General features: G+C 55.6%; 11 protein-coding genes and 1 pseudogene. 7 read left to right on the top strand and 5 right to left on the bottom strand.

The genetic code is table 11. The annotated features are described in order from the left end of the window. The first annotated feature begins 32 nt into the window (after positions 1-32). From EDF82_RS16755 to EDF82_RS16730, 6 genes are all read left to right on the top strand, one after another. Positions 33-353, top strand: a complete 321-nt coding sequence (locus EDF82_RS16755; protein WP_123756650.1) for a cupin domain-containing protein — start codon at positions 33-35, stop codon at positions 351-353. 504 nt (positions 354-857) lie between these two features. Then, positions 858-1,748 (top strand): carbohydrate ABC transporter permease, encoded by an 891-nt coding sequence (locus tag EDF82_RS16750; protein ID WP_123756649.1) that lies wholly within the window; start codon positions 858-860, stop codon positions 1,746-1,748. After that, a complete protein-coding gene (locus EDF82_RS16745) occupies positions 1,741-2,643 on the top strand; it encodes a carbohydrate ABC transporter permease (protein ID WP_123756648.1) in 903 nt (300 codons plus the stop codon). The genes EDF82_RS16750 and EDF82_RS16745 overlap by 8 nt, the downstream gene beginning before the upstream one ends. A 12-nt stretch (positions 2,644-2,655) precedes the next feature. Continuing rightward, positions 2,656-3,783 carry an ABC transporter ATP-binding protein gene (locus EDF82_RS16740; RefSeq protein ID WP_123756647.1) on the top strand — a complete coding sequence of 376 codons (1,128 nt, stop codon included), beginning with the start codon at positions 2,656-2,658 and terminating at the stop codon, positions 3,781-3,783. A 16-nt stretch (positions 3,784-3,799) separates the two neighbouring features. Further along, on the top strand, positions 3,800-5,086 hold the full coding sequence (locus EDF82_RS16735; RefSeq protein ID WP_123756646.1) for an ABC transporter substrate-binding protein: 1,287 nt from the start codon (positions 3,800-3,802) through the stop codon (positions 5,084-5,086). Positions 5,087-5,150: 64 nt separating this feature from the next. Then, positions 5,151-6,278, top strand: a complete 1,128-nt coding sequence (locus EDF82_RS16730) for an oligogalacturonate lyase family protein (protein WP_123756645.1) — start codon at positions 5,151-5,153, stop codon at positions 6,276-6,278. A gap of 53 nt (positions 6,279-6,331) precedes the next feature. Here EDF82_RS16730 and EDF82_RS16725 read toward each other — a convergent pair whose 3' ends face one another. The 3 genes and pseudogenes from EDF82_RS16725 to EDF82_RS25675 all read right to left on the bottom strand — a co-directional run. Beyond that, positions 6,332-7,765, bottom strand: a complete 1,434-nt coding sequence (locus EDF82_RS16725; protein WP_123756644.1) for a glycoside hydrolase family 32 protein — start codon at positions 7,763-7,765, stop codon at positions 6,332-6,334. An 18-nt stretch (positions 7,766-7,783) separates the two neighbouring features. Then, positions 7,784-9,025, bottom strand: coding sequence for an MFS transporter (locus EDF82_RS16720; RefSeq protein WP_123756643.1), 1,242 nt, complete (start codon positions 9,023-9,025; stop codon positions 7,784-7,786). 58 nt (positions 9,026-9,083) lie between these two features. Then, positions 9,084-9,161 (bottom strand): annotated as a pseudogene (locus EDF82_RS25675) (hypothetical protein); the annotation flags it as partial. Between the two features lie 109 nt (positions 9,162-9,270). Between EDF82_RS25675 and EDF82_RS16715 the strand changes: the two are divergent. Next, on the top strand, positions 9,271-10,266 hold the full coding sequence (locus EDF82_RS16715; RefSeq protein ID WP_123756642.1) for a LacI family DNA-binding transcriptional regulator: 996 nt from the start codon (positions 9,271-9,273) through the stop codon (positions 10,264-10,266). Here EDF82_RS16715 and EDF82_RS16710 read toward each other — a convergent pair whose 3' ends face one another. Beyond that, positions 10,267-11,685: a sugar porter family MFS transporter gene (locus EDF82_RS16710; RefSeq protein WP_123756641.1), complete on the bottom strand. Its 1,419-nt coding sequence runs from the start codon at positions 11,683-11,685 to the stop codon at positions 10,267-10,269. It lies immediately after the preceding gene. Between the two features lie 308 nt (positions 11,686-11,993). Then, entirely contained in the window at positions 11,994-12,755 is a 762-nt protein-coding gene (kduD, locus tag EDF82_RS16705; protein ID WP_123756640.1) for a 2-dehydro-3-deoxy-D-gluconate 5-dehydrogenase KduD, read from the bottom strand. Between the last annotated feature and the right edge of the window lie 45 nt (positions 12,756-12,800).

The following is a 12,800-nucleotide window of genomic DNA, read 5'->3' as shown; positions in this document are numbered from 1 at the left end:
AACATTGTTTCACTTAACAACAGGACTGCCGGATGTTTATTTTTCACAAAGAGACCACCCTTGAAGATCTGGGCAATGGCGTCACCCGTCGTATCCTGGCGCACGACGGTCACATGATGGCCGTCGAGGTCAATTTCGACGTCGGCGCCATCGGGCCGATGCACAACCACCCGCATGAGCAGCTGACCTATGTGCTTTCCGGTGAATTTGAGTTCACCATCGGCGAAGAGAAGCACGTGGTCCGCGCCGGCGATACCCTCTATAAGAAACCGCATATCATGCACGGCTGCATCTGCCTGAAGCCGGGCACCTTGCTGGACACCTTCACCCCAATCCGTGAAGATTTCTTGTAAAACTAGTCCCATCAGGGGGCATTCCTGACATGCCCCCTTCGCGCAACGGCGCCCTTGCTCTCATCAGCTCCGTTAACCAAAAAAATCCTCTACGAAAAAATCATTAGCTCACTATTTATTATCACTCCATATAGTTCAAATCCCCGCCTCGCCCTTTTTCCCCGCCCCGCGCCCTACAGAAATCGTTCACTACTCGCATTTTTTGAAACATCGTTTCGACTTCGATCACATTTCCGTTATGAATCGAATGACTCTGTAATAAATAGCAATAAAATAAAAATAAAACGGCGTTTTATAAAACTAAGACGTCGGGTAGGTAAAAAACGAAACGAACAGGTTCAGCAGGGAAGCTGCGAGCAACCCTCAATAATAAACACAAGGTTAAAAAGGAAGCTAACGCCAGCGAAGACACCAGCACCAGATTAACTTTCCTGCCGAACGTCGGCACGGAAAAAGCCATTACACCGAATCCGTTTTACAAACTCGTAAGCCAGGTAGGTATGTATGAATGAAAACAAGATGCTGGGATTGGCATGGATATCGCCCTATATCATCGGGCTGATACTCTTTACCGCTTTTCCCTTTGTTTCATCTTTCTTCCTCAGTTTCACTGAGTACGATTTGATGAGTCCGCCGGTCTTTAACGGCATTGAAAACTATCGCTACATGTTGACCGAAGATTCGCTCTTCTGGAAATCCATGGGCGTGACCTTTGCTTACGTCTTTTTAACGATCCCGTTAAAACTGGCTTTTGCGTTAGGCATTGCCTTTGTTCTCAACTTTAAACTGCGCGGCATCGGCTTTTTCCGTACCGCTTACTACATCCCTTCGATTCTCGGCAGCTCGGTGGCCATTGCCGTCCTGTGGCGTGCCCTGTTTGCGATCGATGGCCTGCTGAACAGCTTTATCGGCGTGCTGGGCTTTGACCCGGTGAACTGGCTCGGCGAACCGTCTCTGGCGCTGATGTCCGTGACGCTGCTGCGCGTCTGGCAGTTCGGTTCTGCGATGGTTATCTTCCTCGCAGCGCTGCAGAACGTCCCGCAGTCACAGTATGAAGCGGCGATGATCGACGGCGCTTCGAAGTGGCAGATGTTTATGAAAGTGACCGTGCCGCTGATTACGCCGGTTATCTTCTTCAACTTCATCATGCAGACAACTCAGGCATTCCAGGAGTTTACCGGACCGTACGTTATCACCGGCGGCGGCCCAACCTACTCCACCTATCTGTTCTCGCTCTACATCTACGATACGGCCTTTAAGTACTTTGATATGGGCTATGGTGCCGCGCTCGCGTGGGTGCTGTTCCTCGTCGTCGCGGTCTTTGCCGCCATCGCGTTCAAGTCATCGAAATACTGGGTGTTCTACTCCGCCGATAAGGGAGGCAAAAATGGCTGATATCCAACAAATGACCCCGGCGATGGAAATTGCGGAACGTGAGGTTGCCCGTACTCTGCGTCGCGAAAAAATCAGCCGGATGATCCGCTACGTAATCCTGCTGTTCGTTGGCCTGCTGATGCTCTATCCGCTGGTGTGGATGTTCTCTGCGTCGTTCAAACCGAACCATGAGATCTTCACCACCCTGAGCCTGTGGCCGGCTCATGCCACCTGGGATGGCTTTATTAACGGCTGGAAAACCGGCACCGAGTACAACTTCGGTCACTACATGCTGAACACCTTCAAGTATGTGATCCCGAAAGTGCTGCTGACCATTATCTCCTCCACCATCGTGGCGTACGGCTTTGCCCGCTTCGAGATCCCGTGGAAGAAATTCTGGTTCGCGACCCTGATCACCACCATGCTGCTGCCAAGCACCGTCCTGCTGATCCCGCAGTACCTGATGTTCCGTGAAATGGGCATGCTGAACAGCTATCTGCCGCTGTATCTGCCGCTGGCATTCGCGACCCAAGGGTTCTTCGTCTTCATGCTGATTCAGTTCCTGCGCGGTGTACCGCGTGATATGGAAGAAGCGGCGCAGATTGATGGCTGTAACTCTATCCAGGTGCTGTGGTATGTGGTGGTACCGATTCTGAAACCGGCGATCATCTCCGTGGCGTTGTTCCAGTTCATGTGGTCAATGAACGACTTTATCGGCCCACTGATCTATGTCTACAGCGTTGATAAATACCCAATCGCGCTGGCACTGAAAATGTCCATCGACGTCACGGAAGGCGCTCCGTGGAACGAAATTCTGGCAATGGCGAGTATCTCCATTCTGCCGTCCATCATCGTGTTCTTCCTGGCACAACGCTACTTCGTACAGGGCGTTACCAGCAGCGGAATTAAAGGTTAAGAGGGAAATATCATGGCTGAAGTTATTTTCAAAAAACTGGAAAAAGTTTACTCCAACGGCTTCAAAGCGGTACATGCTATCGACCTGAAAATTGCGGATGGCGAATTTATGGTTATCGTCGGGCCATCCGGCTGTGCCAAATCCACCACCCTGCGCATGCTGGCAGGACTGGAAACCATCAGCGGTGGCGAAGTGCGCATCGGTGAGAAAATCGTCAACAACCTTGCGCCAAAATCGCGCGGTATCGCGATGGTGTTCCAGAACTATGCTCTCTACCCGCACATGACCGTGCGTGAGAACCTGGCCTTTGGCCTCAAGCTCAGCAAGCTGCCTAAAGAGCAGATTGAAAGCCAGGTGAATGAAGCGGCCAAAATTCTGGAGCTGGAAGAGCTGCTTGACCGTCTGCCGCGCCAGCTTTCCGGCGGCCAGGCACAGCGTGTCGCGGTCGGTCGCGCCATCGTCAAAAAACCGGACGTGTTCCTGTTCGATGAACCGCTGTCTAACCTCGATGCGAAACTGCGTGCCTCGATGCGTATCCGTATTTCCGACCTGCACAAGCAGCTGAAGAAATCCGGCAAGCCAGCCACCACCGTCTACGTAACCCACGATCAGACCGAAGCGATGACCATGGGTGACCGTATCTGCGTGATGAAGCTGGGTCATATCATGCAGGTCGATACGCCGGACAACCTGTACCATAAACCGAAAAACATGTTCGTGGCCGGCTTTATCGGCGCACCAGAGATGAACATCCGCCAGAGTAAACTGGTGGATCGCGCCGGTCGTCTGCACCTGACCATTGGTGATGAACTGCTGCCGTTAAGCGCGGCGCTGCAGGAGAAAGCCAGCAGCCACACCGATCAGTCGCTGTTCTACGGCGTACGTCCGGAGTTCGTCTCCATTGCCGATGAACCTTTTGCCGAAGGCGGTTGCTCCGGCGAAATGGTCCGCGTCGAGAATATGGGTCACGAGTTCTTCGTCTACCTGAAGGTCGCCGACTATGAACTGACCGCCCGCGTTCCTTCCGATGAAGCAAAACCGATGATTGAAAAAGGGCTTCACCGTAAGGTTTGGTTCAAATTCGATATGAACAAGTGCCATCTCTTTGATGCCACTACAGAACAGAATATCTCTCTGTAACTACTGGAGTATTAAAATGAAAAAAGTGCTTTTAAGCGCCGCAATCTCCGCAACTCTGGGCCTGACCGCATTGCCTTCTATGGCGAAGGATGTTGATTTACGTATGTCCTGGTGGGGCGGCAACGGCCGTCACCAGGTCACTCTGAAGGCGCTGGAAGAGTTTCATAAACAAAATCCGGATATTAACGTTAAAGCCGAATACACCGGTTGGGATGGCCACCTGTCGCGCCTGACCACCCAGATCGCCGGGGGAACCGAGCCGGATGTGATGCAGACCAACTGGAACTGGCTGCCGATCTTCTCGAAAAACGGTGAGGGCTTCTACGACCTGAACAAGATGAAGGACGTGATCGACCTGAGCCAGTTCGATCCGAAAGAACTGCAATCCACCACCGTGAACGGCAAGCTCAACGGGATCCCGATCTCCGTCACCGCTCGCGTGTTCTACTTCAACGATGAAACCTGGAAGAAAGCCGGCGTCGAATACCCAAAAACCTGGGACGAGCTGATGGCAGCCGGGAAAACCTTTGAGAGCAAACTGGGTAAACAGTACTACCCGGTAGTGCTGGAGCACCAGGATACGCTGGCTCTGCTGAATTCCTATATGATTCAGAAATATAACCAGCCGGCTATCGATGAAAAAACGAAGAAATTCTCCTACAGCAAAGAGCAGTGGGTGGAATTCTTCCAGATGTACAAAAAGCTGGTCGACAGCCACGTGATGCCGGACACCAAGTACTATGCCTCTTTCGGTAAGAGCAACATGTACGAAATGAAGCCGTGGATCCAGGGCGAATGGGGAGGAACCTATATGTGGAACTCCACCATCAACAAATACTCCGATAACCTGAAGCCACCAGCAAAACTGGATCTGGGCGCCTACCCGATGCTGCCGGGCGCTACCGATGCCGGTCTGTTCTTTAAACCAGCACAGATGCTGTCGATCGGTAAATCGACGAAAAATCCGGAAGCGGCAGCAAAAGTGATTAACTTCCTGCTGAACAGCAAAGAAGGGGTCGATACCCTCGGCCTGGAGCGCGGCGTGCCGCTGAGCAAAGTGGCGGTACAATTCCTGACCGAAGACGGCACCATTAAAGCCGATGACCCGGCGGTTGCTGGTCTGAAGCTGGCGCAATCGCTGCCAACCAAGCTGCCGGTTTCGCCATACTTTGATGACCCGCAGATCGTGGCTCAGTTTGGTACTTCGCTGCAGTACATCGACTACGGCAAAAAAACCGTTGAAGAGACAGCGGAAGACTTCCAGCGTCAGTCTGACCGTATTCTGCGCCGCGCGATGCGTTAATCCGATATCACTGTCCCTACCCCGCCGCGCCAGCTGCGGGGTATTTTTTTATCAGGAGTGAGTCATGAAAGGCAAAATCATCCCGCTGAATTTTCGCACCACGGAAGACAGCGAAACCGGTCATCGGGTGATCCGGATGACGCCCCCGCACGTCATCTGCCACCGCAACTACTTCTATCAAAAATGCTTCACCCGCGACGGAGGTAAACTGCTGTTTGGTGGCGGATTTGAAGGCCACTGGAACTACTATCTGTTAGACATCGCCGCGCAGCAGGCGATGCAGCTAACCGACGGTCCCGGCGACAACACCTTCGGCGGCTTCTTATCCGCCGATGACCGCTCGCTGTGGTACGTCAAAAATAACCATCAGTTGCGCCGGGTGGATCTGGCCTCGCTGGAAGAACAGGTTGTCTACGAAGTGGATGATGAGTGGGTGGCGTACGGCACCTGGGTAGCGAACAGCGATGGCAGCAAACTGGTGGGAATTGAGATCAAAAAAAGCGACTGGCAGCCGCTGACCGACTGGGGCAAATTCCGCGCCTTTTACTTTACCGAACCCGAGTGTCGGCTGATCGACATCGATCTGCATAGCGGCGAACAGCGCGTGGTGTTGCAGGAAAAACGCTGGCTGGGCCATCCGATCTACCGGCCGTTTGATGACCGCACGGTTGCCTTCTGCCATGAAGGTCCGCGCGATGCGATCGACGCCAGAATGTGGCTTATCGACGCCGATGGCAGCAATATGCGTAAAGTCCGTCAGCACCAGCCCGGGGAAAGTTTCACCCATGAGTTCTGGGTTCCCGACGGTTCGGCGCTGTACTACGTCGCCCATCAGGAGAACGATCCGCACCGCTATCTCTGGCGCGCCGATCCGGCGACCCTGGAGAACCACCAGCTAATGACGATCCCGCCCTGCTCTCACCTGATGAGCAACCATGATGGCTCGCTGGTGGTCGGCGACGGTTCGCCTCATCATACCGGCGATATTCAGCTTAACGATCCCTACATCTGGCTGTTCGATCTGCGCTCTGGCGAGCAGAAAGCGCTGTGCCGCCATGACTCCACCTGGACGGTGATCAACGGCGAACGTCAGGTCAGCCACCCCCACCCTTCGTTTTCACCGGATAACCGCTGGGTGCTGTTTACCTCTGACAAAGAAGGCATGCCGGCGCTGTATCTGGCCGAAGTCTGAACCTTGTGACTCCCCGTCCGGCATCACGGACGGGGCTTCCACAATCTGGCCGATTACTCTAGCTGCCAGGCGCCGGCTTCCGAGAGCAGCGCGCTACCGTTGCAGGCGAATAACGACAGCGACCGGCGCTCAGCCTCCGGGTAAATACGGCTGCTCAGGCAGGCCTCACCGTCATTGACAAACACTTCCACCGAAGACCGATCGAAAAACAGGCGCAGCGTGAGCGGCGACGTCAGGGAGATCGCGACGCTGCGAACCCCGCACAGCCCGTGCTGCGGATAGTGGCGTTCCACGACCAGCCGCTGCATCTGGGCATCAACGTAAATGCGCAGGCCGTCGCCATAGCTCAGCCCATACTGTTCCGCAGTGCTGCCGGCGCAATCCCAGTGCAGAATCACCTCCATCGCTTCAGCGTTTTCCACCATCAGCGACTGCTGGTTGTTCAGGGCGCTCACCGGCCAGGGGAACCAGGCGCCGCGCAGGCACTCCACCTCTTGTGCCGGGCGCATCAGCAGACGATTGTCCGCTCCCAGCGTCAGCTCCCGCGGCAGCGAGAGCATCCCTGACCAGCCATCCTCCTGTTCCGGGAGCGGCGATTCCCACATATCCAGCCAGCCGATAATCAGGCGACGGCCGTCGGGCGTCAGGAAACTTTGCGGCGCATAAAAATCATGGCCGAGATCCAGCTCGACAAACTCGCCGTCGCGGACAAACGGCTGCCCGGGCTGCCAATCGCCGGTCAGGTAGCCGCTCTGGAACAGATTCCGGTTGCGATAGCCCTCCGCCGCGATGCCCTGGGGCGAGAACATCAGCACCCGCTTCTCGCCAAGGGTAAAGAAGTCGGGACACTCCCACATATAGCCCATCCCGGCTTCGGCTTCATCAAGGATCCCTTCATCGTGCCACTGGCGCAGGTCGGCCGAGCGGTACAGCCGCACCTGCCCGGTATCGCCGACGCGGGCGCCGACCACCATGTACCAGTTTTCCCCTTCACGCCACACCTTCGGATCGCGAAAATGATGCAGCCCCGGCGGCGTATCCAGCACCGTTCCCTGACGCTCGAAGTGCACGCCATCGCGGCTGGTGGCCAGGCACTGAACCTGATAAAGATGTTCTTCGTTGCCGGCCTCACCGTGGAATTTATGCCCGGTATAAATCAGCGCCAGGGTATCGCCATCCACCACGGCGGAACCGGAGAAGCAGCCGTCTTTATCCTCCGGCCCTTCCGGCGCCAGCGCTACCGGCAGATGCTCCCAGTGAACCAAATCCTTGCTACGGGCGTGGCCCCAGTGCATCGGTCCCCACTGCGTGGAGTACGGATGATGCTGATAAAAAGCGTGATACCAGCCGTCAAACCAGACCAGGCCATTCGGGTCATTGATCCAGCCCGCCCGTGCGGCGAGGTGATAGCGGGGATACCAGCGCGGATTCAACGCGTCGCTTTTCTGCTGCAGTTCCTGTTCGGCGTTAGCAATGGTGTAAGTCATATTCGTCACTCTTTTCATTCAGATAGCGGAGGGTTGCGACATCAACGGATCCGAAGATGACCGGCTGGAGCGCAACAAGAAAATGGAGATAAAGGTGGTGCAGAACACCAGCAGGCCCATGATCAGATAGGACCGGGCGAAGCCATAAATCTCGTAGCTGTAGCCCGCCAGCGGCGACAGCACCGTGGCAATCACCGAGCTGGTGCAGGCGAAGCCGACCAGATACAGCGTCGAAGAGAGGCGTTTATCGAAGTTGATGCTGTTGTATTTAAAAATCGCCACCAGCAACACCGGCAGCTCCACCGCGTGCAGCAGCTTGGTGATGGAAATCAGCAGCGGCCCTTCCACCAGGCCAGAAGCGATCATCCGCAACGCCATGACCATCCCGGCAAAAATCAGCCCGTTTTTCGCCCCGATGCGGTTAACCAGCCACGGCGCGCAGAACATGCCGGCGGCTTCCAGGAACACCTGGAATGAGTTGAGATAGCCGTACATCGCGTTCCCTTCCTGCAGGGTCGCGAACTGCGAGGAGAAATAGACCGGGAACTGCTGGTCGTAGACGCCGTAAATGCAGGTGCCGACGACGAAAAACACCAGCGCCCAAAAGCGCGGCAGCGTCAGCAAGCGCAACGCATCTTCCAGCGTCACTTTGCCGCCCGCGATCGCTTCCTGCATGGCCTGCGGCGCGGAAGAGACCCGCAGCCGCGCCAGCAGAATAAAGAACACCAGGCCGGAGCAGCTGGCGACCGCAAAATTGAGTTTCGGGTTGATGTTAAACAGCAGTCCGGCAAAAAAGGTCGCCACCGCCCAGCCCAGCGATCCCCACATCCGCGCCCGGCCAAACTCAAACTGGCTCTGGCGCGCCACGCGCTCGGTGTAGGACTCAAGCACGCCAATACCGCCGTTAAAAGTTAAGCCGATATAGATCCCGCCGAAGATGCTGCCAAGCAGCACGTTCATTTTCAGCAGATAGCCAAACAGTAAAAAGGCCGGCCCCGAGAGGATCAGCAGCACGGTGAGATACCAGAGCAGGTTTTTACGCAGCCCGAGCTTGTCCTGAATAAAGCCGTAGCAGACCTGCGCAAACAGCGCCGACACGGACAGCACGGCATAGATAATTCCGGTATCGCCCGCCTTCAGCCCCACTTCCTGGTGCAGCCAGATAGAGAGCAAAGAGCCGGAGGAAGACCAGGTCACAAAAAAGAAAAACAGTAAGGCACTGAGTAACGGATAGCTGTGAGAGTGATGTGCTTTCATCATGACATGCTCGTGTAGGGGTGACGAATGCAATGGTAACGTTAACAAAAAACATAAATCATGCCGTTTTGCTGCGATACATGATGTTAATCACAAAAGTTAACGTTAACATAACGGAGATGCGATCGCGATCAAAGATTCGTCAGACCAGCATCCACACCGCGTGCGATAGAATATCGCATGATCCTTTTACATCAGTGAGTTAGTTGTATAGCCTGTGGCAGGGCAGCAACGGTGGAGTATGAAAGATGGCATCCTTGAAAGATGTGGCAAAACTGGCAAACGTATCTCTGATGACCGTTTCGCGGGCGCTGAATAACCCGGAGCGTCTCAAGCCCGAGACCCTGGCCCGCGTGCAGTCCGCCATCGAGCAGACCAACTACGTCCCTGACCTTTCCGCCAAGAAAATCCGCGGCGCCCACGCCACGCCGAATACCATCGGCGTGCTGGCGCTGGATACCGTCACCACCCCGTTTTCGGTCGATATCACGCTGTCTATCGAAGAGACCGCCCGAGCGCACGGCTGGAACAGCTTCGTGGTGAATATGTTCTCCGACGACAGCCCGGACACCATCGTCGACCTGCTGCTCTCCCACCGTCCTGACGGCATCATCTACACCACCATGGGGCTGCGCCAGGTGCCGGTACCGGCCAAACTGCTGACGCTGCCCTGCGTCCTCGCCAACTGCGAAAGCCTGAACGATCCGGTCGCCAGCTATATTCCGGATGATGAGCAGGGTCAGTACGCCGCGGTGCAGGCGCTGCTGGCCGCCGGCTATCGCAACCCGCTGTGCCTGCATCTTCCGCAAAACCATCTGGCAACCGTGCGCCGCCGTCGGGGGCTGGAACGCGCCTGCCGGGAGGCCGGTATCGCGCCGGAAACGCTCACCCATCACTATATGGCCCTGGGCGATCGCCACTATCATGATATTCCCGCCATGGTGCTGGCCGGCATCCACAAAGGGAAAGCGCAGTTCGACGCGGTGATCTGCGGTAACGACCGAATCGCCTTTATGGTCTATCAAACGTTGCTGGGGCTGGGGTTGCGGATCCCGCAGGACGTGGCGGTGGTGGGCTATGACAATATGGTGGGGATTGGCGATCTGTTTTTACCGCCGCTATCGACGGTGCAGCTACCGCATTACGATATCGGGCGCCTGAGCGCCCTGCATATCATTAACGGGGAAAGCCATCGGGAGACGGTACGCGTCGCCAGCCCGTGGCTACCCCGCTCATCACTGTAATTAAATCCCGATATCGCGCAGCTTTTCGCCCGCCATCAGCTTGCGTTCGATGTGCTCGAGAGTGACGTTTTTAGTTTCCGGGATCAGCCAGAAGGTCACGCCGATGAACGCGACGTTCAGAACGGTGTACAGCCAGAAGGTGCCGGCGGCGCCAATCGAATCAAGCAGCGTCAGGAACGTCGCGCCGATAATCATGTTCGACACCCAGTTGGTGGTGGTGGAACAGGTGATCCCGAAGTCGCGGCATTTCAGCGGCTGAATCTCGGAGCACAGGATCCACACTACCGGCGCGGCGCTCATCGCATAGCCAGCAATACACATCATGGTCATGCCGACCGACAGCCAGGAAAGGCCGCTGGAGGCGGTGCCATTATCGAACTGCATCAGGCAGTAGCCCAGCACCAGGGTTCCCAGCGCCATCACGCTAAAGCCGATTTTCAGCGCCGGTTTGCGCCCGGCCTTGTCGACGGTAAAGACGGCGATAAAGGTGGCGAACATAAAGGTCAGGCCAACCACCAGGGTCGCAATCATCTGCTGTTCGGTGGTAGTGAAACCGGCCATTTTAAAAATACGCGGCGCGTAGTACATGATGATGTTCATCCCGGTAAATTGCTGCATCGCCTGCAACAACATGCCGAGGAACACCGCACGACGGACGTTACGGTTGATTTTAAACAGCGCCCAACCGCCCTGCTTCAGCTTCAGGCTTTCGCGGATTTCATTGAGCTCGTCGCGGGCCTTTTCTGAGGTATCACGCAGCATGCGCAGGACCTCTTCCGCTTCAACATGGCGCCCTTTTTCCGCCAGCCAGCGCGGGCTGTTCGGCAGGAAAATCACCAGGATAATCAGCAGCACCGCCGGCAGAGCCAGCACCCCCAGCATCGCCCGCCAGTTGCCGCTGTAGCTGAAGGCGGTATCGGACAGGAACGCCATCACGATGCCCAGCGTGACCATCAGCTGATACATGCTGATCATCTTGCCGCGGACGTTTTCACTCGCCATTTCAGAAAGATACAGCGGCGCGGTATAGGAGGCGATCCCGACGGCAACGCCAAGCACGATCCTCGCTGCCAGCAGCATTTCCACGCTGGTCGCAAATGCCGAACCGAGAGAACCGGCAACAAACAGGACCGCTCCGACCATCAGGCTGTATTTGCGGCCAAGGCGAAAAGAGAGCCAGCCGTTGAACAAGGCGCCAATCGCCGCTCCCAGCATCATGCTGCTCACCACCCACTCCTGAAGCCGGCTGGATAAGACAAAATGGTCGGTAATGAAGGGCAACGCCCCGGCAATGACCCCAATATCGAGGCCAAAAAGTAAACCTGCCACCGCGGCGGCAATCGAAACGAACTGGTTCATGCGTCGGGTATCGCGCTGATTACGCGGTATTGCCGTCACGCCATCACTGATTGAAGTCATTTTTTCCTGCCTGAGCAAAGTAAGACGTGCACTGAAAGTACGTGATTGACGCGACAATGTGTCAGGGAGGACAGGTCAAAGATATGGATTAATTGGCTGGCAAAGTCTGTTTTGTGATGGACATTCAACTTTCAATACAACAATGAATAATATATGACCACCTATAAAGCCGCTTAAATAAAGGGATTCATGAAATTCATAACAAATTAATATGGATTATTCCTGCTTTTGAGTATGGACAATTATTGTTGCGATATAAAAAAACCTGCCGCAGCAGGTTTTTTTATCGGACGCTAAGAGGCAATGAATTAGCGCGCCAGCCAGCCGCCATCGACCGCAACGGTATAGCCGTTGATGTAATCCGATGCGCCGGATGCCAGGAACACCACCGGACCCATCAGGTCAGACGGCAGACCCCAACGACCCGCCGGGATACGGTCAAGGATCTCGGTGCTACGCTGTTCGTCAGCGCGCAGCTGCTGGGTATTGTTGGTGGCCATATAGCCCGGCGCGATAGCGTTCACGTTGATGCCATGCTTGGCCCACTCGTTCGCCAGCAGACGGGTTACGCCCATCACGGCGCTTTTCGATGCGGTGTAAGACGGAACGCGGATGCCACCCTGGAAGGAGAGCATCGAGGCGATGTTAATGATCTTGCCGCCGTTGCCCTGGGCGATAAAGTGCTTCGCCGCCGCCTGAGACATAAAGAACACGCTCTTAATGTTCAGGTTCATGACGTCATCCCAGTTCTTCTCGCTGAACTCAATGGCATCTTCACGACGAATCAGACCGGCGTTGTTCACCAGAATGTCGATATGACCGAATTCAGCTACCGCACGCTCCAGCAGCTGCGGAATGCCATCAATCTGGCGCAGATCGGCGGTCAGGCTCAGAAAACGACGGCCCAGCGCGGTGACGCGCTCGATGGTTTCTGTCGGTTCAACAATGTTGATGCCCACAATATCGCAGCCCGCTTCCGCCAGACCTACCGCCATACCCTGGCCCAGTCCGGTGTCGCAGCCAGTCACTACTGCCACTTTACCCTGTAGAGAGAATGCATCGAGAATCATAATTTATTCCTTAATCTTTCAGAGCCCGTACAACACAGGCAAGGT

The organism is Klebsiella sp. BIGb0399 (assembly GCF_003752615.1).
GTDB classification, from domain to species: domain Bacteria; phylum Pseudomonadota; class Gammaproteobacteria; order Enterobacterales; family Enterobacteriaceae; genus Klebsiella; species Klebsiella lignicola.
This window is presented reverse-complemented; position numbering and strand designations above follow the sequence as displayed.